This window comes from Bacillus aquiflavi, from assembly GCF_019915265.1.
GTDB classification, from domain to species: domain Bacteria; phylum Bacillota; class Bacilli; order Bacillales; family Cytobacillaceae; genus Bacillus_BT; species Bacillus_BT aquiflavi.
The window spans coordinates 3,510,693-3,536,610 of sequence record NZ_CP082780.1 but is presented as its reverse complement, the minus strand read 5'-3'; the positions used below and the strand labels follow the sequence as shown (position 1 = coordinate 3,536,610).

At 35.8% G+C, this 25,918-nt stretch carries 22 protein-coding genes and 1 tRNA gene; 1 reads left to right on the top strand and 22 read right to left on the bottom strand.

Features of this window, described 5'->3' with window-relative positions; genetic code table 11:
- Positions 1 to 132 precede the first annotated feature (132 nt).
- The 6 genes from ftsH to spoIIE form a co-directional block, all read right to left on the bottom strand.
- The gene (gene ftsH, locus K6959_RS17125) at positions 133 to 2,130 is read right to left on the bottom strand and encodes an ATP-dependent zinc metalloprotease FtsH (protein WP_223087140.1); all 1,998 of its coding nucleotides are present in this window, start codon (positions 2,128 to 2,130) and stop codon (positions 133 to 135) included.
- Between the two features lie 107 nt (positions 2,131 to 2,237).
- The gene (gene hpt, locus K6959_RS17120; RefSeq protein WP_163243176.1) at positions 2,238 to 2,783 is read right to left on the bottom strand and encodes a hypoxanthine phosphoribosyltransferase; all 546 of its coding nucleotides are present in this window, start codon (positions 2,781 to 2,783) and stop codon (positions 2,238 to 2,240) included.
- A gap of 22 nt (positions 2,784 to 2,805) precedes the next feature.
- Positions 2,806 to 4,191 (bottom strand): tRNA lysidine(34) synthetase TilS, encoded by a 1,386-nt coding sequence (gene tilS, locus K6959_RS17115; RefSeq protein ID WP_163243177.1) that lies wholly within the window; start codon positions 4,189 to 4,191, stop codon positions 2,806 to 2,808.
- A 230-nt stretch (positions 4,192 to 4,421) separates the two neighbouring features.
- The gene (locus K6959_RS17110) at positions 4,422 to 5,327 is read right to left on the bottom strand and encodes a serine/threonine protein kinase (RefSeq protein ID WP_316252505.1); all 906 of its coding nucleotides are present in this window, start codon (positions 5,325 to 5,327) and stop codon (positions 4,422 to 4,424) included.
- Positions 5,296 to 6,033, bottom strand: a complete 738-nt coding sequence (locus tag K6959_RS17105; RefSeq protein WP_223087138.1) for a vWA domain-containing protein — start codon at positions 6,031 to 6,033, stop codon at positions 5,296 to 5,298. Before K6959_RS17105 ends, K6959_RS17110 begins: the two co-directional genes overlap by 32 nt.
- A gap of 89 nt (positions 6,034 to 6,122) precedes the next feature.
- Positions 6,123 to 8,600 carry a stage II sporulation protein E gene (spoIIE, locus tag K6959_RS17100; protein ID WP_223087137.1) on the bottom strand — a complete coding sequence of 826 codons (2,478 nt, stop codon included), beginning with the start codon at positions 8,598 to 8,600 and terminating at the stop codon, positions 6,123 to 6,125.
- Between the two features lie 306 nt (positions 8,601 to 8,906).
- On the opposite strand from spoIIE, the gene K6959_RS17095 reads away from it, so the two are divergent.
- Positions 8,907 to 8,980 (top strand) — tRNA-Met (locus K6959_RS17095).
- Between the two features lie 217 nt (positions 8,981 to 9,197).
- Here the strand turns inward: K6959_RS17095 and K6959_RS17090 are convergent.
- The 16 genes from K6959_RS17090 to glmU all read right to left on the bottom strand — a co-directional run bounded on the left by K6959_RS17090 (position 9,198) and on the right by glmU (position 25,599).
- Positions 9,198 to 9,608, bottom strand: a complete 411-nt coding sequence (locus K6959_RS17090; RefSeq protein ID WP_163243181.1) for a S1 domain-containing RNA-binding protein — start codon at positions 9,606 to 9,608, stop codon at positions 9,198 to 9,200.
- An 85-nt stretch (positions 9,609 to 9,693) separates the two neighbouring features.
- On the bottom strand, positions 9,694 to 10,107 hold the full coding sequence (locus K6959_RS17085) for an FtsB family cell division protein (RefSeq protein ID WP_163243182.1): 414 nt from the start codon (positions 10,105 to 10,107) through the stop codon (positions 9,694 to 9,696).
- Between the two features lie 14 nt (positions 10,108 to 10,121).
- Positions 10,122 to 10,748 carry a spore cortex biosynthesis protein YabQ gene (gene yabQ, locus K6959_RS17080; RefSeq protein ID WP_163243183.1) on the bottom strand — a complete coding sequence of 209 codons (627 nt, stop codon included), beginning with the start codon at positions 10,746 to 10,748 and terminating at the stop codon, positions 10,122 to 10,124.
- Positions 10,745 to 11,053, bottom strand: coding sequence for a sporulation protein YabP (yabP, locus tag K6959_RS17075; RefSeq protein ID WP_223087135.1), 309 nt, complete (start codon positions 11,051 to 11,053; stop codon positions 10,745 to 10,747). The genes yabQ and yabP overlap by 4 nt, the downstream gene beginning before the upstream one ends.
- 125 nt (positions 11,054 to 11,178) lie before the next feature.
- On the bottom strand, positions 11,179 to 11,436 hold the full coding sequence (locus K6959_RS17070; RefSeq protein ID WP_163243189.1) for an RNA-binding S4 domain-containing protein: 258 nt from the start codon (positions 11,434 to 11,436) through the stop codon (positions 11,179 to 11,181).
- 27 nt (positions 11,437 to 11,463) lie between these two features.
- Positions 11,464 to 12,936 carry a bifunctional methyltransferase/pyrophosphohydrolase YabN gene (yabN, locus tag K6959_RS17065; RefSeq protein WP_223087133.1) on the bottom strand — a complete coding sequence of 491 codons (1,473 nt, stop codon included), beginning with the start codon at positions 12,934 to 12,936 and terminating at the stop codon, positions 11,464 to 11,466.
- A 12-nt stretch (positions 12,937 to 12,948) separates the two neighbouring features.
- A complete protein-coding gene (locus K6959_RS17060) occupies positions 12,949 to 14,691 on the bottom strand; it encodes a putative polysaccharide biosynthesis protein (RefSeq protein WP_262421819.1) in 1,743 nt (580 codons plus the stop codon).
- 175 nt (positions 14,692 to 14,866) lie between these two features.
- Positions 14,867 to 15,403, bottom strand: a complete 537-nt coding sequence (gene spoVT, locus K6959_RS17055; protein WP_223087131.1) for a stage V sporulation protein T — start codon at positions 15,401 to 15,403, stop codon at positions 14,867 to 14,869.
- Positions 15,404 to 15,706: 303 nt separating this feature from the next.
- Positions 15,707 to 19,234, bottom strand: a complete 3,528-nt coding sequence (gene mfd / locus K6959_RS17050; RefSeq protein ID WP_223087130.1) for a transcription-repair coupling factor — start codon at positions 19,232 to 19,234, stop codon at positions 15,707 to 15,709.
- Between the two features lie 228 nt (positions 19,235 to 19,462).
- Complete coding sequence (locus K6959_RS19420; RefSeq protein WP_262421818.1) at positions 19,463 to 20,041, bottom strand: reverse transcriptase domain-containing protein; 579 nt, start codon at positions 20,039 to 20,041, stop codon at positions 19,463 to 19,465.
- Positions 19,980 to 20,762: a reverse transcriptase domain-containing protein gene (locus K6959_RS19415; protein ID WP_262421817.1), complete on the bottom strand. Its 783-nt coding sequence runs from the start codon at positions 20,760 to 20,762 to the stop codon at positions 19,980 to 19,982. The genes K6959_RS19420 and K6959_RS19415 overlap by 62 nt, the downstream gene beginning before the upstream one ends.
- Before the next feature lie 567 nt (positions 20,763 to 21,329).
- A complete protein-coding gene (locus K6959_RS17040; RefSeq protein WP_163238798.1) occupies positions 21,330 to 21,560 on the bottom strand; it encodes an anti-sigma-F factor Fin in 231 nt (76 codons plus the stop codon).
- Between the two features lie 237 nt (positions 21,561 to 21,797).
- Positions 21,798 to 22,358: an aminoacyl-tRNA hydrolase gene (gene pth / locus K6959_RS17035; RefSeq protein ID WP_223087128.1), complete on the bottom strand. Its 561-nt coding sequence runs from the start codon at positions 22,356 to 22,358 to the stop codon at positions 21,798 to 21,800.
- Between the two features lie 184 nt (positions 22,359 to 22,542).
- Complete coding sequence (locus tag K6959_RS17030) at positions 22,543 to 23,178, bottom strand: 50S ribosomal protein L25/general stress protein Ctc (protein WP_163238794.1); 636 nt, start codon at positions 23,176 to 23,178, stop codon at positions 22,543 to 22,545.
- Positions 23,179 to 23,250: 72 nt separating this feature from the next.
- Complete coding sequence (locus K6959_RS17025) at positions 23,251 to 24,207, bottom strand: ribose-phosphate diphosphokinase (RefSeq protein ID WP_223087126.1); 957 nt, start codon at positions 24,205 to 24,207, stop codon at positions 23,251 to 23,253.
- 18 nt (positions 24,208 to 24,225) lie between these two features.
- On the bottom strand, positions 24,226 to 25,599 hold the full coding sequence (gene glmU / locus K6959_RS17020) for a bifunctional UDP-N-acetylglucosamine diphosphorylase/glucosamine-1-phosphate N-acetyltransferase GlmU (protein ID WP_163238790.1): 1,374 nt from the start codon (positions 25,597 to 25,599) through the stop codon (positions 24,226 to 24,228).
- Positions 25,600 to 25,918 lie beyond the last annotated feature (319 nt).

Sequence of the window (25,918 nt, the reverse complement as noted above, 5' to 3'; positions counted from 1 at the left end):
CCGTTACTTACACTTCGTTTCCAACTCATAAACCGCAAGTTTTATCCACTTTCGCTTCGATTAATAAAAGCATTTTCAAACAGTCACCTTACTAAAAACTAAAGAGTGCCCTTGTAAGAGCACCCTTAGTATTTATTTATCCTTTTGATCTTCGTCATGTTGTGAGTCTTTTTCATCAACAGCGTCATTTTTCTGAACTGTTGAGTTATCAATATCATTTTTGTCTAACTGTGCTGGTTTATCGTTTTCAGCAGTCTCTTCCTTCTTATTGATGTTTACTTTGACATCATCAATCTTACGTTCCGGAAGTGTTCCATGGTCGAATAAATGTCTGATTTGTTCTGCATCAAGAGTTTCAACATCTAATAACGTTTTGGCAATAACGTCTAACTTATCACGGTTTTCGGTTATAATTTCTCTCGCTTTTGCATAGCAGTTTTTAATCAACGTTTGTATTTCTAAATCAATTTCATATGCAATCGCATCTGAATAGTTTTGTTCACTGTTAATATCTCTGCCTAGAAATACTTGGCCTTGTGACTGTCCAAACTGAAGCGGTCCAAGCTTTTCACTCATTCCAAACTCAGTGATCATTCGCCGTGCAATACCAGTAGCCCTTTGAAAATCATTATGTGCCCCAGTACTTACTTCACCAAAGACAACTTCTTCAGCAACACGACCTCCAAGAAGACCAGTAATTTTATCGAGTAGCTCTGGCTTCGTCATTAAGTAACGATCTTCTTTTGGAAGCATTACTGCGTATCCACCAGCTTGGCCCCTTGGCACAATTGTCACTTTATGAACCATTTCCGCCTCATCTAGCACAAGCCCAATAATTGTATGTCCCGCTTCGTGAAAAGCAACGATTCTTCTTTCCTTCTCAGAAATGACTCTGCTTTTCTTAGAAGGACCTGCAATCACTCGATCCGTTGCTTCATCGATATCAGTCGCATCAATTTTCTTTTTATTGCGTCTTGCAGCTACTAAAGCTGCCTCGTTTAACAAGTTTTCAAGATCCGCACCGGAAAAACCTGGTGTTCGCATCGCAATATTTTTTAAATTCACAGATTCATCAAGAGGTTTGTTCCGTGCATGTACTTTCAATACTGCTTCACGCCCATTTACATCTGGACGGTCTACCGTAATCTGACGGTCAAAACGGCCTGGACGTAATAATGCTGGGTCCAAAATATCAGGTCTATTTGTTGCAGCGATAATGATAATTCCTTCGTTCGCTCCAAAACCATCCATTTCAACAAGTAGCTGATTTAATGTTTGCTCCCGTTCATCATGACCTCCGCCTAGCCCTGCACCACGCTGACGGCCAACAGCATCAATCTCATCAATAAAAATAATACAAGGTGCGTTTTTCTTTGCATTTTCAAACAAATCACGAACCCTTGAAGCACCAACACCAACGAACATTTCTACAAAGTCTGATCCACTAATTGAGAAGAAAGGTACACAAGCCTCTCCTGCTACAGCTCGAGCTAGTAAAGTCTTACCCGTTCCTGGGGGTCCGACTAACAGAACTCCTTTTGGAATACGTGCCCCAACTTCTGAGAACTTTCGTGGATCTTTTAAAAATTCAACCACTTCAATAAGCTCTTGCTTTTCTTCATCAGCACCTGCTACATCTTTAAAACGGACCTTTTTCTTATCATCATTGTAAAGCTTTGCTTTACTTTTTCCAAAGTTCATTACTCTGCTTCCGCCGCCTTGGGCTTGGTTTAACAAGAAGAAGAATAAAATGAAAATAATGATGAATGGAATGATGGAGGTGAAGAATGTTACCCAGCCGCTCGTTTCTTTTGCAGGCATTACTTTTACTTCTACCCCTGCTTCTTTAGCAGCTGTATCAATCCGTTCAAGCATATTTCCGCTGCTTGGTATATATGTTAGAAAATATTTATCCTTATTGTAGCTTTTAAGCTGCCCTTTTATCTCATATACGAGTCGCTCGGGCTGCATAGAAAGTGATTTTACTTCTCCGCTTTCTAAATGGTTGATAAATTCATCATATGATTTATGTTCGGTTGGCTCGTTTGTTCCATTAAAGAAACTGACAACGCCAATAATCACTAAAAAAATTAATAAATAAAAGATGGTATTACGGAAGATCCGATTCATCCCTTTCCTCCTCCCACAGTAAACAAACTATATTCAATAGTATCATAGGAAATTGCGTCAAGACAAGAAATTACATTCAAAAGTTCGTAATTTTTTTGTTTGTTCATTTAATCATTATGACTATATACCTCACGTTTTAAAACCCCAATATATGGAAGGTTGCGATATTTTTCTGCATAATCTAATCCATACCCGACAACAAACTTATCAGGAACATTAAAACCAACATAATCAGCTTTAATATTAGCCTTTCTTCCAGAAGGCTTATCAATTAACGTTACAATTTTTATTGACTTAGCTTTTCGATAACGGAAAAGCTCGACTAAATAGCTCAACGTTAACCCGCTGTCAATAATATCTTCAATAATTAAAATATCTCGTCCTTCAACAGATGTGTCTAAATCCTTTAAAATTTTCACCTCTCCAGAAGAAGTAGTTGAATTCCCGTAGCTCGATACGTCCATAAAATCCATTTCTAAATATGTATCCACCCGTTTTAAAAGATCACCCATGAATGGCATAGCTCCTTTTAACACTCCAATGGCTAATGGAAAACGGTCTTTGTATTCTTCTGTCAATCGTAAAGCAAGCTCGCGAATCTTGCTTTGAATTTCTTCTTCTGTTATTAATATTTTCTCAATATCATTTTTCATTTTATGCTTGCCTCCTAGAAGATCAATGCTTTTCAAATGTTAATAACATATAGTTGGATAAAGTTTTGTTACTCATGTCCCAGTTAGATTTCTTTAATCCAGGAAGCCAAAGAACTTCTCCCTCGCAATCTGTAATGACAGGCCAATCTTTTCTTTCAGTTCTCGGAATTTTTTCGTCGATAAAAATTGTTTTTATCTTTTTTGATCCTTGCATCCCTTTTGGAATGATTCGATCCCCTTCTTTCCGAGTTCTAATAATAATTGGTAACTTCACTTTTAGAGGATCAAGTAAAATTGAATAATGATCAACTCTTTTAGAATCATTCGTATATTGAAGCGAGATTTCAGAACCGTTCGGAAGCTGTATTTTCCCAGGTTTATGTAATTCAAACCGATAACACTGTTTTTCCTCTTTTGAAAATTGAAAGTGACATTTTTCATATGAACGATAAACGAGTAATCCAAGTGGAAAATGAAGCATTTTAGACGGTTGAGAACTGGAAATTAAAGAAAATATTTGATCAATATGTATAGCAGATAATGAAGAGGGTTTTTCGTGATAAAGATAGTTTAATATTAGTTGAATCCCCCTTCTTTGTAAAGGAATTGGCATGGATTGAAATGGACGAATATTTAAGGTAATATTTTTTATATTTTTTATTTCCATTACCGTTTTCATTTTTTCGATAGTTAATTCCTGTAATAAAGCTTCATCCTCTAGAAGTTCTTCACTAAACCGTTGGAAATGTTCATGAACATGCGCATTTTCTTTCTTTAAAAAAGAGAGCACTTCTTTACGCAATCGATTTCTTGTATAAATTCCTTTCTCATTGCTTGGATCCGTTCTTGGTTTCAGATGATGCCGTAAACAGTAATCAGTTATTTCCTCCTTATTAACTGTTAAAAAAGGGCGGATGAGCTCCCATTTATAAAAAGATCGTTTAACTGTAATACCCGCTCGCGCTTTTCCCGTACTTCCCCGTATTAATCTCATCAAAATCGTTTCAACTTGGTCATCACCGTGGTGTCCTAATGCAAGTATATCTAGTTGATGCTTTGCCATCATTTCTTTAAAAAATAAATAACGGCATTTTCTAGCAGCAACTTGTGGGCTCTCTCCTGTTTCTTCTATATACTTAGGGACATTTAGTTGAGCAGTCTCAATTGGGATGTGTAAATTGTTACAATACTCTTTAACAAAGATTAAATCATCAAACGATTCCCTACCTCTGAACATATGGTCTACATGTGCCACTCTCATTGTTAAATTCCATTTTTCTTTCCTTTCCCATAAGTAGTGAAGCAGGGAGAGTGAATCCGGACCACCTGACACCCCAACAAGAATTCGAGCCCCTTCAGAGATAAGGGAGTGGCGGTCAATAAAGCGGTCGACTTTTTTTTCAAGCATGCATATCTTCCTTATAGTAACTTTGTTTTTTAAAAAATCTTTACTGTTATAATAGTACCATTTATTATTGAAAACATTCAAAAAATATCACTAGTTTTTAATAAATTTATCATCAATCATGTATTTTAAACATTCTTCAGATTTTTCCACTTAAAATGTATATTACATTACTTGTATATATAAATAAATGGTATAAAATAGTGAAACAATAATTTAAAATCATTGCTGTTTCAATTATTCCACCTTTTTTTTTTTGCTGGTGTTACAGAACGGTTATTTGCTCTTGTTTGTTGTCTTGACATTGTAACATGTTTCGAGGATTTGCTCCCTTTACTTCCACTTGATAAAAGCAACAAATCTTCACGCATATCTTTAGCAGAACGGTAGCTTCCTTGTAACGACTTCAAAATAACTGGTTTATATTCATGTAGTTGATGACTTTGGTGCAAAGCTTGTTTTAATTGTTCTATTCCGCCCTCCCGCTTCGGAAAAAGTTTTGGATATGCGCAATTTATCATTATCATTCCGACAGCAAATAAATCGTATGCGGGATCAGCTTTTCTTGTGCCAAGTCCCCAATAACCCCGATCATAAAATTCAGTAAATTCTTTAATTGCTCTCCCTTCCATCGTTGTACCTCCGACATCAATGCATCTAATTTTCGGCGGAGGCCCTGTTACAATTAAATTTTCAGGTTTTAAATCACCAAAAATCCAACCTCTTTCATGCATCCGCTGTAAATCACTTAGAAGTTGAAGAATTAATACACCTATCCATACTTGCCCTTTTTGTTTGATAAAAGTTAGGAAATCTGGCCCGTGTATATATTCCATTACATAAAAAGATATATTTTTATCTTTTCTAACCCAATCGTCAACATCTAGTAAAGAAGGTCCGAGGACAGACCCTTGGACCTTTGCAAAAGAATTTAACACGTTCACTTCTGAAGTGATTGATAAATTATTCTCGCTCATTTTTAAAGCAACATATCTATTTTGAAACTGAGCTAAATAAACAATACCATTCGCACCAAAGCCCAACTCTTTTATAATTTTATATTGGTTTCGATGCCATTTACCCTCAACAATTGTATTATCTGGCACTCTACATTGATTCTTCATAGTATTGTTCATCATCACGAGAAATCAAACTCCTTAATGAACGTTTTTTGTTAAAATAAGTTAAAGCCTCGCGAAGTGCTGGTCCAGTCGGTGTTATTCCCCCAGTCGTTAATTTTGAAAAAACACTTCTTAAAGATTCAAGCTTTGGTGTCCAATCAAGTAATTTTTCGACATCTTTCTTTTTCCCGGGAAATATAAAAACGGAAAAACGATTTTCCCCAGCACGAGCATTTAAACTTAAAGATAAATCTAATAGCGCTTCTTTAACGGTTGGAAGCTTATGTTTCATACTTACACTTGTATCGACAAGAATTAACACATCGAGTGCAGTTGTCTCTCCAAGCTCATCAACAACTTCCATCACTTCCCCCCTTTGCTCAGGAGGGAGATCTTCCATCGTTTTTTCTTTACCTAAAATTTGTTGTAATTCTTTATTGACAACTCCTTGTAAAGTTTGTGTCATCGCTTTTTTTGTAACCATTTGTACAGTTTGAGATAATGCTTGTGCATATACAACTTGGCTTATCCCGCCTCCTGACATCGCAATTCCTTCAATTTCCCTCAAACTTTCCTCGTCAATTACATCTTGTTCCATAACACCAATTACATTTACAGTCATACCTTGTTCATTAGCTAGGGCAGCAACTGCAATTGGATCTTCTCCATGGTTTGAGTTCCCATCTGTTATAAGTAAAATTTGTCGTAATGTCACAGTACTCATCTAACTCCCCTCTATAAATGAATTGGTAATCATTTTCGACGAGACAAAGGGGAATTATACATGATTTTATATAAGCAAAAAAAATGATATTAAGCTTCTTTTTTGGAAATATCAACTGGAATTGAAGCCCACTTTGGTGTATTACGCTGTATTTTTGCAACAACGACCGTCATATCATCTTGTATATTTCCCGATCTAGAACGAATCACTTCCTCCATTAATAGATCTGCAACCTCTTGTGGATTTTCTGTTTGCATCTCGCAAATTTTCCTTTTGATCCACAAATCACTATTTTCGACATGCTTCGGCCCTTCAAAAATACCATCACTCATCATAATTAATAAATCACCAGCTTTTAGTTGGTCGCTTACAACATCAACATCAAACTCCTGCAAAATTCCTATCGGTAAATTACTTGCTTCTATTTTTATTACTTTATTTCCCCGTTTGATAAAGCTCGGGGTTGAACCAATTTTCAAAAATTTAACTTTCGCATCTTGCAAATCAATCATCGCTAAATCAAGGGTAGAAAAAATTTCGTCAGTGGTTCGAAGCGATAAAATTGAATTAACAGACTTAATGGCTATTTTTTCCTCTATCCCTGATTGTAAAATCTTTTGAAGTAACTCAAGTGTTTCGTTGCTTTCATAATGAGCACGTTCTCCGTTCCCCATTCCATCACTAATAGCAATTGCATACTTTCCGCTCCCTAACTCAATCATTGAGTAACTATCTCCTGAAACAAGCCCACCGCCTTTTGCTGCATGGGCTACACCTGTTTCAACAACAAAAGCTTTCGCTGAGCGAAATGTGACATTGCAAAATCCATTAGGGTACTTTGAACATTCCTCCTTTTTCACAATAATCATTTCTCCTAAAATATCTGATAACATCGGAGCTATTAATTTTTCACATTCTCCCATTCCTTGACAATATGGAATGGTCATATCTATATCAACACTTCCCTGTTCTAAACTATAAATTTCTACTTGTTCAATTTGAATGCCAAAATCATGCAATGCATCGAAAATTTGCTCTTCTTGTTTATGATGGTTTTCTCGTTCTCTCTGAATTTCTTTTGCAAAATCCCCCATCACTTCAGATACTCCTAATAATTGGTCTGCGACAAGCCTTCTACTTTCCTTCACCTGCTTTTTCAGTTTTTTATTTGCTTTAAAAAATGTTAACTCTTGTTTCACAGCATCAATTACTTTTCCTGAACGTGTGCAGTGTTTACTCCAATCTCGTGATAAATTTGGTGGTAAACTTTGATTATTTCCCTCCATTTCATGCATAATCTTCGCCATATATTCATAAGTTGTAGTAAAGTTCTTTGACCAGCAATACTCTTTTTTAAAACAAGTTTGACATGTTTTTTCAGTTACGTTACTTAAAAAAAAATCAAGCTCTCGTTCTGTATCCTCTTCATCGGCTATTCCACTATATTGAGAAAAACTATTTGATAACGCTTGAAATACTGTTGAAAATTGGGCAACACGCTGAGCTGTCACATCACGAACCTTTCTCATATATTGCTGCTGTTCAGCAGCATACTCAGGTGTCCCAGGGGTGTATTTAGCTAATTTTTCTGTAAATGATTGCGGTGTTAAAAAAAATAACAAAATAGCAGCTGATGATTCTAGAATTGTTTTTGTTAAAGAGCCATGAGCTTCTCCATACATACCGATTAATAATGTTGCAATAAATAATCCAATAGAAACGCCTATCTTCTTACCATCTTTTAATAGTCCACCTAAAAGACCGGAAAATGCCAGTAAACTCATATGGAATAGACTAGATACACTAGCAAGACTAAAAATAAGTCCAGTTACGACCCCAACGGTCGATCCGACCGTTGCACCTGCGACAAAAGCAAACAATAACACAAGATACCTTGACATTACATGCTCTATTGAAAGTTCATAAAAATGCCAACCAATTGTTCCCGTCATGACTGATGCAAGCATAATGATCAGGCAAACAATCTCTTCCGTTTTTAACGATTGTTTTCGTTTGCTTAATGATAACAACGGTAAACCCTGTAAAAAAATAAGTGTTAAAATAAACCCTAAGCTTGCTTCGACGCTTGCCATCAATCCGTGATATACAGTTAATTGATGTGCCGTAATATAACTCACTGCAAGTTTTCCTAATAATAATGTACCGAATACATAAAAAGGAAGCGCTCTCACCTCATCTCTTAGCCACTTTTTTGTTATTCGAAAAGCAAGTAAGAACAAAAAACTAATAAAAAATGTATATGCAGTGTTCATTACTGATAATGTTGCTGCTCCTCCAATTAAACCAATTAAAGCTAACGGTGCACGATCTCGTCGCATTAAATAAACTGATGCAAAAAATGGAAGTGCAAAAGGTGTTAGTTGAGCTATTATTAATGCTCTCCCTAATAAAAATCCGATCAATAAAAGAATAAGTCCCTTTTTAAATAGAATAGACTCTATTTTCAGCTGTAATTTTTTTACACCATTGGATAGTTCAAGCTTTGTTCCATCAAAATCAACCTCTCCAATTGGCGATTCTATTAAATTCCGTTCTACCTTTTCCATTAGATGAACACTCCCTTTTACTTTTTTAACAAGTTCCCTTATCGTTGGAAACTATTATAAAGTGAGTCTTCATCAAAATTTGTCAAATTAGCGGACAAGTTTTAAAAAATCGTTCGACCGTTTTCAGCGTATTTACCAAAAAGTACACAATTCCCTTGTTTCTTTTTATTTTTTTTTAAAAAATTCCTCATTTAAAGTTGTTAAGTTAAATGAAAATTATTTGATTTAAAATTTTATTGACTTTTTCATTTAAATTGTTTATGATATTTCATGTGTCTTAAAATCGACTTTGTGAGATTAAAATATGGCGGCGTAGCTCAGCTGGCTAGAGCGTACGGTTCATACCCGTGAGGTCGTGGGTTCGATCCCCTCCGCCGCTATCTTTTTAAAATTAGGTTAGATGAAGTAGAAATAATTGCTTGATAAGCTCTACATAGAAAAAGCACCGGCTAAAATACCGATGCCATTAGCTGTCGAACTCTCGACAGCTATTTTTTATGATCATTTAACAAAATAAAAAGACAAGCACTATGCCTGTCTTTTTATTCTTACCGCAATTGATAAGACCTTGCTATCTATTCTTAAATAAGCAGCAAGTTAGCCTCGTCTAGCACCTCTGCCCCCGCGTTTAGACTCAGTGTTACGTTTTAAAGAAGACAAACGATCTTCACTTTCTTTAAGAAATCTTGACATCTTTGCTTCAAAGCTTTCTTTAGCTCGATAGTCGTTTTGTCTTCCTTGACGTGAACGTTGTGAATGTTGTGACTCACTTCTCTCTTTTGCCTTTTTAATAGATAAACCGATTTTACCGTCCTTCTCAACATTAATGACCTTCACTTCAACTTGATCGCCGACTTTTAAATGATCGTTAATATCTTTTACATAATTGTCGGCAACTTCACTGATATGAACGAGTCCCGTTGAGCCTTCTGGAAGCTCCACAAACGCTCCAAAATTAGTAATGCCTGTTACTTTACCCTGCAACTTGCTTCCTACTTCGATTGACATTAAAAAATGATCCTCCTTAAAAATATAAAAAATCATACTTACTCTATATTATACAGATAATCAAAATTAAGTGTCAACAAAAGGACTACTCTGTTGAAGTTTCTTTCTCTTTTTCTTTTTCGGAAAGAGGAAGATTAAAAATAATTTCATTTTCCCGTGATAAAAAGTAATCTCTTCTGGCGATTTTCGCCAAATACTCATCATCATTTAATTTTTCAATTTCACTTTCTAGAATAGATTGATCTATTTTCAGATCAGCTAATTTTTTTTCAAGCTTTACTTTTTCCTCTTTTTTTGCTTCTATCGTAGCTGCTTTAGAAATAAGCGTTGAAACCATGATATATGAAACTACCGTAACAAAAATAAAAAAGGCTACTAAGCGTCTGACTAGGAGCTTCCGTCTTCTAGCAGCTTTGATTTCTGCATTTTCATACTGTTGTGCATAAGTTGTTTGAATTTTCGTGACATTTGCTTCATTTCGTTTTTTGATTACACTCACTGCCGTTAACCTCCTTATTTTTTCCGGTTAAATTTTGCCCATTTACAAACTTTATTTTTGAATTGAAGTGTATATGTCGTTCCTTTATTATATAATGACTTAATGAAACTTTGAAAGCCCTTCGGCAAAAGTTCCCATAATATAAATCCCATCCATTTAAACGGCCGAGTAATTATTTTTAATAAAAAAATTAACATCCTACTAAACATTCGCACAAGTCCGAAAAGTCCTTTTCCAATCACAACAAAAATAGAGAAAATGGTTAACGTCAACCAGTATATAGGTTTAAAAATAACAAAATTAAAAGCTTTTACGTGAAAACGAAAAATTGAAATAGAAATCGATATGATCATTCCTAATAAATACAAATATATACCTTTTAATAAGCTTTGATAAGCTGCAAAGCCACAAAGTAATGCTAAAAATATATAAAATCTAATTTCACCTTGGTTTATGATGAACAATACATAAAAGATGATCAGTGCTTGAAGCAACCAAAACAATATGTCATTTATAAACACAATGAACTTGTTTCTTTTTGAACGTTGTAAAAACCGGTTATACGTATCGAATGCTGCTCCAAAAAAGCTTCCCATACCAATCATGGAAAGCATTGTGATAAATTGGCTTGATAATGTCATCGAAATAACTTGCTAAAGAGTCCTTTAGCTTTCTCCCCATGTTGATCGTCTAAATAGACAAGGTCAAAAATTTTTCCTTTAATAGAGACAATTCCTTTATCAACATCGAGATTTTTCATTTGCAAATTTTGGCCTTTTATCGCCAAAAATCCCATAACTGTTTCTAATAAAAATACCTCATTATCAAAGCTTTCTACTTGTTTCACACCTGTAATCTCTAATATACGGCGTCCCCTCATAATAACATCATGCTCTGGAATCGCATTGCTGCTTTTTACTGAATTAGTCTCATAGTATTGACTCATCTTCATCCCTCACAATCACATTGTACAACTTCTTCTTTTGTACATTTGTATGAATAAAATGAGGAGAATAGAACAAGCCTTCACTTCAATTGCAAAAACTTCTTTTAGTAAAAAGCCTTTAATAATTACTTAATTTGAGATTCTTCTATAACTGAATACATATTCGCTGCTTCTTCCTTTTTAGTTGTTTCCTGTAATTTATCTATTCTTACCTTTATCAGCTTTTGTCCAAAACGAATGCATAACTCGTCGCCGACCTTTACATTTGAACTTGCCTTAGCTTGCTGTCCATTAATAGAAATTCGTCCCTGGTCTGCAACTTCTTTTGCAAGCGTTCTCCGTTTAATTAATCTTGACACCTTCAGAAATTTATCTAGACGCATTGTCATTTATATTCCCCCTTTTTCCAATTATAAACCTTTTTTCTTCGCCTCTTCCCATAAAACATCAAGTTGTTGTAACGTAAAATCTGAAAATGCTTTATTGCTTTTTTTTACTTGCTCTTCAATATATAAAAATCGATTGTAAAATTTTTCATTTGTCAAGAATAATGCTTCCTCTGCATTTATTTTATAAAATCGTGCTACATTCACTAACGCAAATAATATATCGCCAAACTCCTTTTGAAGATTTTCGTTATGATTGGGATTTTCCATCTCATCCTCAAACTCTGTTATCTCTTCTTTCACTTTCTCCCAAGCTTGTTTTGGATGGTCCCAATCAAAGCCTACTTTAGCGGCTTTTTTTTGTAACTCAGCTGCCCTTAACAAGTTAGGCGCAGTTTTATTAACATCATCCAACAAAGAAGCTGGAGAAAGAGAAGACTTTTCAGCACGTTTTATTTGTTCCCAGTTTTCTAACACATCTTCTTCATTTTGTATCTTTACATTTCCAAAAACGTGAGGATGGCGCCGAACCATCTTTTTCGATAGACCTTCAATTACATCATCAATATTAAAATATCCATTATCTTCTCCAATTTGTCCATGAAGCATGACTTGCAGTAACACATCGCCAAGCTCTTCGATCATATTCTCAATATCATCTGCTTCTATCGCTCTAATTAATTCGTAAGCTTCCTCAATTAAATATTTTTTCAATGTGCGATGTGTTTGTTTTTTATCCCATGGACAACCATTAGGTCCCTGAAGATCAGCGATAATTTGCCGCAACTGAGAAAATTGCTTATATAGTATCGATTCATTTTTAACTGGGGGAACATACACAGAAATTAAATTATTTAATGTTATTTCACGATCCAACTCATATAATGGAACTTTTTTAATAACCTCATTTTTACTGCCAGCTGCCCTTATGATATATATATCATAATCATCCGGGAGCTTTTCCATTAACGCTAGCTTAACATTTGAGGCAATAAAAGAATCATATACTTGAGCAATAATCATATGATTCGTTAATTGAAGCTGTTCAGAATTTAATATTGTTCCATCTAATAATTGAAATCCCTCACTCGGATCAATTTTAACCGCTTCGAATAATGCATCTAAAAAACTATGACCGCCAATAATTTTAATATCAAGGCCTTGATGTTTCCCTCTTTCTAATAAGAGCTGCACCGTTCTTTCTGCAACTAACGGGTGGCCTGGGACAGCATAAATGATTGACTTATTTAAAGCCGACTCAAGTAACTTTGCGCATATGTCTTCATAAACTAAGTCAAACCGATCATATTTTTCATAAATATCGTCAAATGAATTGAAAAGAATGCCTTCCTCTTCTAACTTTGAAACGACCGGATGTTCCTTTGTCCGTAAAAAAAAAAAAACATTCTTTCCACTTTTTAATTTTCGATAAACCCCTAAGGATAATTGCCCGATATCACCAGCACCTAAACCAATAATTTCAATTTTCCCATACATGATTCCGTCTCCTTATCCCAACTTTTTTGGTAATAAACGTAACAACCTTCTTCCAAAAGGAAGCACCTTTAACTCATTTGCTTGAAAAACCCCGCTTTTTATAATGATAAAAAGATATACACCCCCGCCAATGATGACAGCACTTAATGCTTGAACCGTTGATGCTAACCGATCAGAGTACACCAAGCTGTATAAAAAGTTCGTTACTCCTAAATAACCTTCTAATAAAATCACCATTGAACTAATTGCCAATATAGTTATGATGAAGAATCGTTTGCTTAATAAAGGAACTCTTAAAATAAAAATAATTTTTATGGTAAAAATAACGAACACTAAAAATAATGCCAATAATGAAGCAATGGCTGCACCTAAAGTTCCATAGTCAGGGACAAATATCCGATTTAAGAAATATTTTAATACTGCACCAACCATTACGATAACAGCCGGGAAAAACATATATCCCAACCCTTGTAAAACTGCAATGAGTGTCATAATAACCGACATCAATACAATCATCAAAGATAAAGTCCCAAGTATTTCCGAACCATCGCTATTTTCAAACAGCATCGTATTTACTGGGGCAATAATACACCATAAGCCTGCTGTTGCACCTGCCCCAATTACGATACTTATTTTAAGCGCAAGCTGGATTTGTTCCTTCAAAAACTCGTTTGTTTTATTTATTTTTGCACTTGAAATTAACGGCACCAAAGATAACGAAATAGATGTTGCTGCAACCGTTCCAAGCTGGATTAATGGCTGTCCGCGGTCATAGATACCTTTTAATTCTTTGGCGGAATATTCATCTATACCAGAAAATACAAGTAAAGAATATAAATTCATTGAATCAGCAAGCTGAATAAGGATTAACAGCATCCCACTAAAACAGACTGCAAACCCTTGAATTAAAAGTGCTTTTATGAGCCCGGGAGTTTTAATCATCTGCTTACCTTTTGGGAACCTTTTATACTCTTTTCTAGATATTAAAAATATAATTAAAATACACGTTGATGTAAGTGCACCTGTAATCGATCCAAATACTGCACCCCCGCTTGCAAAGTAGAGGGAATAACCATTATTCAATAAAACCGCTGAAACAACTAAAATAGTCGCTACCCTAATAAATTGTTCCCCTACTTGGGATACTGCGGTTGGTACCATGTCCCCTTTCCCTTGATAAATCCCTCTTATTAATGCAATAAAGGGCATAAATAAAAATGCTATTGAGCTGATTCGCAATAACATAGCAAGGTTCTGGTCTTTCATTTTTAAAGCGATCCAATCAGCTCCAATATATAAAACAAAAAAAGCTAGCAAGCCAACTAAAAATAATACAGTAAATGAAACAAGAATAAATTTTTTTAATAATTGTTGATCTTTTTTTTCGCTAAATTCTACATATAACTTTGAAATCACAACTGGAAAACCGTATGTAGAGAAAACTAATGCAATTCCATAAAAGGGGTATACTTGCTGATAAATATAGAAGCCTACATCACCCACTATGTTTTGAAAAGGAACTCTATAAATAGCACTTAACACTTTCGTTAATATTGCAGCAAACGTTAAAATAAAAGCCCCTTTTAGCATATATTTTGATTCGATTACGGGCTTTTGCATTTCTTTTCTCCCTTCCTTTACTTTCCACCTTCGAGCGGTTTTTACTAAAGAAAAACAAAAGTCCAAAGTATTATAGCATAGTAAAATAAATGCTGTTTTTAAATTTGCTTCACATATGTCTATTTCAGGCTTCATCTTTAAGTTCCTTTAAAACATACATTCGATGATGATAAAGAACAACGGTAGAGACAAAAGGCGCTCCGAATGGAACAATTCGGGCGCCTTTTGTATACATCCTAGCGTATCACTACCTCTGTATTCTTAAATAATTTTTAATTATAGCAACGAATGGGATTTGTAAATCGATTATTTACTGTTCCATTTGTTTCGCTAAAAAGCTTGCAGCCGTTTCGACTGCTTTTTGTTCAACTTCTCCAAGGTTTCCTTCTTTTGCAAAAATAATAACAGCACCAATTGGGTCTCCATTTGCAATAATCGGACCTATTGTATAAGCAGTTACTTGCTCCTCAAATCCTTCAACTAAAGAAATGTTTCCTTCTTCGTTTGATAATATAGAACTACTGTCTTCCATTGTTTGTTCAACTTTTTCACTAATGTTTTTATTTAGGTAATCTTTTTTTGAGCCGCCAGATACAGCTATATACGTGTCGCGGTCACATATTAATACCGGGTTTCCTAAGCTGTCATATAAAGCATCTGCATATTCCTTTGCAAAGTCACTTAATTCACTAATCGGAGAGTATTTTTTCAAAATAACTTCCCCATCTCGATCAACAAAAATTTCTAGCGGATCTCCTTCGCGAATACGCAAAGTTCTGCGAATCTCTTTAGGAATAACAACACGACCTAAATCATCAATCCGACGAACAATACCAGTTGCTTTCATCCAATGTTGCCTCACTTTCATCTGATGATTTTTTTTATAATGCAATGATTCATCGCTTTCGTTCACATGCTTCTAGCAAGAGATAAATCTCAACTAATGAAAGTTTTACTAAATGAAATCATCGCATGCTTGAATATAGTATCTGACATACAAAAAGTTCTATACACAAACATATATATTCTGTTAAAAAAGAGCCCTTCCAATGATTGGAATTTAAAATCCCTACATACCCTTATCATAAAATACCCTTGTCTATTAGAATGAAAACCACATTTTTTAAAAACAAACTACCTTATTTTATAGCTAATTTTTTTCGTGGCTTATTTTATAAAGACCTTTAATCATCTCATAAGTAATTACTAACCATTCAGTTGATGCGATTCCTTTTATATGAAGAACCATTTTGAGCTTATTGCCATCCATACCTAAACCAATAATTTTTCTATATTTATTACTAAGTTGAAAAATCTTTTGTCCATCTATTTGGTTGCTTCCTTGCTCTGATAATAAAATGGTCACTTCTTGTTTTACCTGCTTAATTGATTCTACACCAGCTTCCATACCTAAAACCTTCATTTCAGCAACCTGGAAGAGATAACCGACCTCATCCGGATAATCACCAAAACGATCTACCATTTCTTCTTTAAGCTCAGCAACATCTTCTAAAGTGAGGACACCTCTAAATCGTTTATACATTTCTATTTTTTGGTGTCCATCTACTATATAACGATCAGGAATGTAAGCGTCTACTTCGAGATCAATTTCAAGCTGCTGCTTTTCTTCTTCTATCGGTTTAGTGCCTTTACGTGCTTCAATCGCATCTTTTAACATTTGAGAGTATAAATCAAATCCAACAGAATCGATAAATCCGTGCTGCTCAGCACCTAATATGTTTCCTGCTCCTCGAATTGACAGATCACGCATTGCAATTTTAAATCCTGAGCCGAGCTCAGTAAACTCTTTAATTGCTTGAAGGCGTTTTTCTGCTACCTCTGTTAAAATTTTATCTTTCCGATATGTAAAATAAGCATATGCAACCCGATTTGAGCGTCCTACTCTTCCACGCAGCTGATAAAGCTGCGAAAGACCCATTTTATCTGCATCATGAACAATTAGCGTATTTACATTTGGAATATCAACACCAGTTTCAATAATCGTTGTACTTACAAGTACATCAAATTCCCCATCTAGAAAACCGAGCATTACTGATTCAAGTTCATTTTCCGACATTTGTCCATGAGCATATGTTACACGAGCTTCAGGAACTAGCAATGATATTTCCTCCGCTTTACGCTCGATATCCTCAACGCTGTTATAAAGATAATATACTTGGCCATCTCTGGCAAGCTCTCGTTCTATCGCCTCTCTTACTAACGCTGCATTATTTTCCATAACGTATGTTTGTACTGGAAAACGATTTTCAGGCGGAGTTTCAATGACAGATAAATCACGAACTCCGAGCATTGACATATGAAGTGTTCTTGGAATTGGCGTTGCTGTTAAAGTTAACACATCAATATTTGTTTTAATTTGTTTTACTTTTTCTTTATGTGTAACACCAAACCTTTGCTCTTCATCGATAATTAATAATCCTAAATCCCTATAGCCAACATCTTTTGATAGAAGACGATGTGTCCCAATTACAAGATCAACTGTACCAGCCTTTAGTCCTTTAATTGTTTCTGTTTGCTGCTTTCTTGTTCGAAAACGGCTTAACAAACCAATATTAATTGGGTAGTCTTGAAATCGTTCTCGTATTGTTTCATAATGTTGCTGCGCGAAAATCGTTGTCGGAACAAGGAAGGCTACTTGTTTTCCATCTGCTATTGCTTTAAAAGCCGCACGGATTGCTACTTCCGTTTTCCCATAACCGACATCACCGCATAGTAAGCGATCCATCGGTCGATCGCGTTCCATATCCTTTTTTATTTCATTAATTGAACGAAGCTGATCTTCGGTCTCTTCATATGGAAATGCAGCTTCAAACTCTCGCTGCATATCTCCATCAGGAGAAAAGGCATAGCCTTTTTGAGCTTCTCGTTCCGCATATAATTTTATTAAATCATCTGCAATATTTTGAACAGAAGATTGTACTTTTTTCTTAACTCGTTTCCATTCGCTTCCGCCTAGTTTGTATACTTTCGGCTCTTTTCCTTCTGATGCAACATATTTTTGTACAAGGTCTATTTGCTCAATTGGTACATATAGCTTGTCGTCTCCTTGATAAAGGATGTGTAAATAATCTTTGTGGACTCCATTAATTTCTAATGTCTCAATCCCTAAATATTTACCAATTCCATGATTGACGTGGACAACGTAATCACCAACACGCAGTTCAGAATAGCTTTTAATTCTTTCAGCGTTCGATAACTTTTGTCTTTGCCGTGTCTTCTTTTGCTTTTTATTAAAGAGTTCCTCTTCTGTTATAACTACTAATTTTTCTAATGAAAGTTCAAATCCAGCATTTAAGCTCCCTTGGATAATTTGCACTTTACCATTAATAATCATATTATTTTCTTTATTTACGATCGCATCAATTTCATAATCATCAAAAACTCGCTGTAGTTTTTTTTCTCTTTCGGGATCCGCTCCAAGGAAAATAACGGTGTAGTTTCCTTTTTTCCATCTTTCAAGTTCTGTCTTTAAAACGTGCATTTGCCCGTGGAAATTTTGCATCTGTTTACACGATAAATTGATAATATTTTGTGGATTTGTATTCGGAACATGGCGAAGAAACAACGATAAATATAATACCGGATTTGAAGCTTTTTGCAGCAAAATCGGGAAATTATGGGACAAATTCACATCATGAATGATTTTCCCTTCACTTAAAAGACTTGTAAGCCACTCCGCTTCTTCTTTATTTAATGTATCGTTCATTTCTTGTACTCTGCTAACTTCATCTATCATCAATAAACCATTAAACGGTAAATAATCTATCAAACTATAGGCCGTCTCATATGCTAGTGAAGTATATTTGAACAACTGTTCAGGCTTTTGTCCGCCTTTTAATAATTCAAGTTCATAACTAACAGTCTGACTAAGCTCTGTTTTAATGCTTTCATTTTTCAATTTTTTCAAGCTATTTGAGAGCCCTTTTTCAAGTCGATCAATTATTCGTTCAATTTGTTCATTTTCTAATATTATTTCTGTAGCCGGTCCAATTGAAACTTCAGTCAGCTTATTTTTTGAGCGCTGATCTTCAATTGAAAATGAACGAATTGAGTCAATTTCTGTATCAAATAACTCTATTCTAATTGGGTCTTGTTCCGTTAAAGGATATATATCAATAATTCCACCCCGAACACTAAATTCCCCTGGGGAAGACACCATTTCTGACCGCACATATCCCATTTGGACGAGCTTATTTAATGCTTGTTCAATCGGTAAATCTTCGCCAAGCTTTAAAGTTAATTGGTACTTCATCCATAGAGATTTTGCTGGTAACAGCTTTTTTAATCCTGCAATTGGAACGACGACAATCCCATCAGAACGGTTACTCCAATGATTTAGCACTTCAATGCGCTGAGTTCTTAATTCAGGGCTGGCAATTCCTAATTCAGTTGCAATTAATTCATTAGCTGGATATAAAAATACTTCTTTTTCGTCTAATAAATATGTTAAGTCTTCATATACTTTCTGTGCTTGAAAAAGATTATGGGGAACTACTAGTAAAGGCCTTTTTGTCCTTTGGTATAGACTAGCCATAAGAACAGATCTAGACGAGCCGGATAATCCAGCTATCAGCTGTTCTTTTAATCCCTCGTCAACTCCACTTATGATCGACTTAACATCATCTGTTTTGTAGAAAAACTGCTTTAATCCTTTCACAGTATCCCTCCTCTCCTACATCACAGAAAAATTTCTCTAGTGTTGAATACAAGTAGAGTAGAAAACAGGAATTAGATACTGCCTTCTTTGTCCTCGGGGTTCAGGGTGTTCCACCTTACTAAGCCAGACAAGAGGGCAATTCCTTTTCCTGCTCCCCCTCATCAAACCGTACGTGAAGTTTTCCCTCATACGGCTTTCCGACGTTCTTCTTCCTTTGGCTTTACGGATTTAATTCGCTAATTTCACCAATATGAATTGGACTTTATTTACTGTATCTTGAAGATAGGCATGTTTATGTCGTTTATTTCTTTTCTTGTTATGAAAAAGATTTAAACGTTGTAACACATACCAGTCAATGCGATTCAACCACCTCTTGGACATTGGAGAAAGTTGGTAGTAATTCTTGAATCCTTGTAACCTTCGGTTCAGTCCCTTCACCAATTCTTTTATGTCCATAAATAGTTTATGTCGTGGTTCCGTAAAATCCTTGATTTTCTTTCGCATCTTCTTCATAGCCTTCTTACTCGGGACATGGTTCATGATTAAGAATGTTCGACCACCCTTTTTACGAATGGGGAATTTTCGATGATGGAATCCCAGAAAATCAAATCCGTCACTGTCATCCCAGATGTTGACGAGTCTTGATTTCTCCTTATGTAGTGAGAGGTCAAGTTTTCCCATAATTGCTTGGATGACTCGTATACCTTCTAGCGCTTGCTGTTTTGTCCTGCACAAAATGACAAAGTCATCCGCATAACGAATAAGAGAACCTAGATGGCTGAATTTCTTTTCCCAGAGGGAATCCATCACATCTAAATATATGTTCGAAAGTAAATGGTGAAATCACACCGCCTTGAGGGGCCCCCAAGACAGAATTCCTCACTTTTCCTTCTTCCATGATTCCTGCTTGTAGCCATTTGCGAATCAATTTCAGCACTTTGCGGTCACTAATTCGCTGTTCTACAAGTTTCATCAATTTATCATGGTTGATGTTATCAAAATAACCTTGGATATCGACGTCTAATACCCAATAGCTTTTCTTGCTCTCTTTCCTGATTTTCGCTATGGCTTGATGCGCATTCCTTTTGGGACGGAAACCATAAGAACAATCTTTAAAGTCAGCTTCAAAGATAGGTTCTATGACTAGCTTGGTTGCCATTTGTACAACCCTGTCCTTGATGGTTGGGATTCCTAATGGACGTTTCTTTCCATCATCTTTAGGGATGTAAGTACGTAAAACTGGTTGTGGATGATATCGATTTTCCTTCAGTTCAAGATAAATCTCATTAAGAAATCTATCCTCCCCATAGATCTCAATATTTTCCATAGTCTGAGAATCTACTCCACTACTCCCTCGATTTCTTCTTACTCTTTGCCATGCTTCCCACAAGATATCAGGTCGATAAATCTTATCATATAAGGCATGAAACCGGCGTGTCTTGCTTTCCTTGGCACAAAGGTATAATGTTTTCCAGAGTTCTTGAGCTTTTGCATAATTGGTGTAGTTAGCCATTTTCTTGGCATTCACTGACTCTTACCTCCTTGAATATATGAACGAAGTAGGGTATTGGCTTTTGCCGTCCTTCCCTAGACAACGTTGTGTTGGCATTGTCATCATTGGTACTATGACCCCCTCCGACTCCCTCTCAGTCCATCCACCACTTCGCTTCATGCTTATAGGTTTCTGTGTTACTTCTTTAGAAGTGACCGAGGAGGGTATCCCCAGTTCCGTTAACTACTTTCCTAACATGTCGTTCCCCTTACCCCGAGGGATTCTTCAGTGCTGAATTCCAAGTTCCTCACACCTTCCATGGTTTTCGCCCATGTTCACCAGGCTCAACTTCCCTTTGTCCTCAACGAGGGTTGTAATTGACGAGGCGGCAGGATTCACTTCATGTTACGACCTGCTAGGTTGCTCGCACTCACGAATGAATTACTTTGTCACAGGGCTTCAACCTTAGGATTTCTCCACCAGTTGCCTGTCAGCTACTGAGCGTCTTGGCACTTACTCAGGTTGGACTTTCACCAACTAGCAATTAACGGCCTGCTGGGCGCGCCAAACAGAAAAATGCTTTGGAGTAAGGTCCAAAGCTTGCTAATGAATGAGGTAATCGTACTGATGAAGAGCCGGATTTCGTTCTAATGACTCCTGGCAATCCTCACAAATTGATTTTATATGGATATCACCCGAATGGTCATATGAGATCATTTCTTGCCGTTCCTCCTCGGTTAATGCACTAAAACCAAGGCTCTCAGTATGAACAGATAATTTATCGAGTTTACCCAATTTAATTCCACAATGTCGACAATAGTACAAAATCGCCATGTCTGTCCCCCCTGGAAAACAGTATTGACTAGTAGAGATTCGAATGAATATTCCCACTTGAGAAACCTACTAGGAAGTTAGCGCTTACTATTACTAGTTGACCCTTATTTATAAAGCGCTACATCACTGTTATTATTAACAGTTCCAGGGAAACTTATTCGTTTTCAAACTTATCCTGAATGCTGCTGATTTTCAGTTATTGTATTGTATGAATAAGTTAAGGAAACATGAAGAAATTTACTGATTAAAATCATTCATTACTTGTAAAAATGGATTTTTAAACCATTCTTCACACGCATCAGCACTTTTATGAATACAATGTTTCATTTTTTTTAGTTTTTCGCTCGTAAATCGGCCTAATACATAATCAGATACGCTCATTCCATTGCGAGGGCGATCAATTCCAACACGAATCCGCTTAAAGTGCTGGGAACCGACATGTAAAATGGCAGATTTTATTCCATTATGCCCGCCTGCACTTCCTTTTTGACGTAAACGAATTTTACCAACTGGAAGATCAAGGTCATCATAAATAACTAATAGATCGTCTAAATCAATATGATAATAGTTCATAACACCTTGTATTGACTCACCAGACAAATTCATATATGTAAGAGGTTTTAACAATATAATCTTCTCTTGATTTAAGAAACCTATCCCATAAATTCCTTTAAACTTTGTTTGATCCAAAGGAATATTTAAACGATGACTTAATTCATCTATTACTTTAAATCCAATATTATGTCTTGTTTCCTCATATTGCTTCCCAGGATTTCCTAAACCCACAACTAGCTTCAACACTATATCCCCCTTACCGTAAAAAAAAAACGAAATCGACCGAATAAACTTCTTTATATATTTTTCTGTTAATTCACTAAAATCAGGAAAAGTATAAAGAGACTGTCAAAACCAAAAGTGTTAGCTCCCTCAAGAAAAGAAATCTTTGAGGGAGTACCATCCTTTTGAGAACCAGTTTTTTTAATTATTCATTGCTTGCCTCGGTTTCCCGTCCTTCTTCATTTTCAGGAGTACCAGCTTCCTGTTCTTCACCAGAATTAATTTCTTCTTCCTGTTTAGGTGGCAGTATGGAAACAATAACTTCTTCATCATGATGATTTATCATATATTTCCCCTCGGCTGTTATATCCTTGATTGCAATTGTTTCACCCACTTGCAACGTAGAAATATCAATTTCAATTGATTGAGGGATATTATTCGGTGTAGCAGTGAGTGAAACTTGATGAAGTGGTTGCTGCAATACTCCACCATCCTTTTCACCTGCTGCATCCCCTACTAATACAACACGAACATCGACTGTTATTTCAGTCGACATATCAACAGCTAGAAAATCAGCATGAATTATTCTGTTTTTAAGGGGATCCTCTTGAAAATCACTTAGAACAACATTTTGTTTATTTCCATTAAGATCTAGTGCAATCACACCGTTCCTTCCAACTATTTGAAGGGTTTTAATAAGATCAGCATATTGGACCACTATTGGGACACTATCCATTTTTGTACCGTAAATGATGGCTGGTATCTTTCCCTCTTCCCTTATTTTTGTTAATGAAGAACGTCGAAACTCAGTTCGCTTCCTTGCCTGTAAAACAGTAGTCATTACAGTCACCTTCCTAATTAAATTACAAGTACTCTTTTTAAAAATACCCTATTTTAGGAAGGACTAAACATTTTAGTCAAATAGTTTACTTACAGATTGTTTTTCATGAACCCGAACAATCGCTTCTGCTATTAATGGAGCAACCGAAAGGTGTACGATTTTATCTGATTTTTTATCTTCAGATAATGCAATTGTATTTGTTACAACAAGTTCTTTTATTTTTGAATTTTCTATTCTCTCAATTGCAGGTCCAGATAAAACTGGGTGAGTACAACACGCGTATACTTGAGCAGCTCCGTTTTCTATAAGAGCGCTAGCAGCGAGTGTTATAGTACCTGCAGTATCGATAATATCATCAATTAAAATGGCGACTTTTCCGTCGATGATACCAACAATGTTCATGACCTCAGCGACATTTGGTTTTGGACGCCGTTTATCAATAATAGCAATTGGTGCCTTTAAACGCTCTGCCATTTTACGTGCACGTGTTACTCCGCCATGATCTGGAGAAACAATGACTATGTCTTTATTAATATTTTTGCTTCGGAAGTATTCCGCTAAAATTGGTACACCCATAAGATGATCAATTGGAATATCAAAAAAGCCTTGAATTTGTGGGGCATGCAAATCAAGTGTAATCACTCGTGCAGCTCCAGCAGTTTCCAGTAAGTTGGCGACTAATTTTGCGGTAATAGGTTCACGAGAACGCGCTTTGCGATCTTGACGAGCATATCCGTAATATGGCATAACAATATTAATTGATTTTGCAGATGCTCGTTTCAATGCATCAATCATAATTAATAATTCCATTAAATTTTCATTAACTGGTGAACTGGTAGATTGAATGACGAATACTTCACAACCGCGAATACTTTCCTCGATGTTGATCTGAATTTCACCATCACTAAAACGTGTTACGGAACATTTCCCTAGTTCTAAACCAATTTCTTTTGCAATTTCATTTGCCAGTTCACGATTAGAATTGAGTGAAAAAACTTTTAAGCTTGGATCTAAATATCGATTAGACATGATGGACCTCCAATTGCTTTATTTCTTAGCATTTAGCTTTTGAACATAATGATCTTTGTTAACTTGATGGGCACGAGCGATTGATAGTGCTTCACTAGGGACATCTTTTGTAATTGTAGAACCGGCTGCTACATAGGCTCCTTTACCGATAGTGACTGGAGCGACTAAATTTGTGTTACAACCAATAAATACTTCATCTTCAATTTTTGTTAAATATTTGTTCTTCCCATCATAATTGACAGTTATTGAGCCACAACCTATATTTACATTATCCCCAACTTCGGCATCACCAATATAACTTAAATGAGAAATTTTACTACCGCTTCCTATACTCGATTTTTTTAATTCCACGAAATTGCCGACTTTCACATGATCATGGACAATTGTTTGCGGACGAATATGAGAAAATGGACCAATTTTTACTTCTGATGCGATGGTGCTTTCATGAACAACAGACTGACGAACAACAGTACGATCTTTAATTATGCAGTCTTTTAGTTCAGAATTAGGACCAACTTCGCAATCTTGGCCAATTTCTGTGTGACCGGAGATAATTGTTCCTGGATAGATAACCGTATCTGAAGCAATTTTTACATCTGCACCGATATATGTATTTGCGGGGTCTATAATTGTGACTCCGTTTTTCATATGGGATTTGTTAATTCTTTCCTTCATTATTCTTTCTGCTTCAGCTAAGGCAATTCGGTCATTTACTCCTAGCGTTTCCTCGTAATCTTCAGTTTGAAAGGCAGTAACTACCTTTCCTTGCTGTCGTAAAATTTCAATCACATCAGGTAAATAGTATTCACTTTGAGCATTTTCATTTGATACTTCATTAAGAGCAGCAAACAATGATTTATTATCGAAACAATATGTACCAGTATTAATTTCATTTATTTTTTGCTCTTCAATTGTTGCATCTTTCTGTTCTACTATTCTTTCTACTAACCCTTCAGAATTACGAATAACTCTCCCATAACCTTCGGGATCTTTTGTCAACACCGTTAATATCGTCGCACTAGCTGACATTTTTTCATGATGATTAAAAAGCGCTTCCATCGTTTCCGACTTAATGAGCGGGGTATCACCGCAAACAACAATTGTTACGCCGTCCCTGTCCTTTAATATCTCTTTGGCTTGCATCACTGCATGAGCAGTTCCAAGCTGCTCTTCCTGTAATGCATATTCAACTGATTCACCAAGCTGAGCCTTTACTTTTTCCGCACCGTGACCAATTATTGTAACGATTTTGTTTATTTTAAGCTGAGATACTTGATCTACTACGTGTTGAACCATCGGTTTGCCACAAACAGGATGAAGAACTTTATAGAGCTTCGATTTCATTCTTGTGCCCTGACCTGCGGCCAATATTATTGCGTAACGATTAGACATGAGCAGGCCTCCAATTCACTCCGTTTTATCCATTAAGACTATATCTTAAATAATTACACTTTTCAAGAAATGTTGACGATATACAAATAATTGTCAAGTAATTGTTCTTTGAATTATACGACTTAAAAAGGAGGACAAAAAGGGCCGAGAAGTTAAATGAAGCAGACTCTTTAAGGATTAGAAAATGAATAGAGGCAGTAATGTAGGAGATAAGAATAAATGTGAGATACAAACGATCTCCATTTTATTCCCGGACTTTTTGACAACCTTTTTTAGTTAAAGTTGAAAGACGGGGGAATAAAAAGAGCCATACTATTGA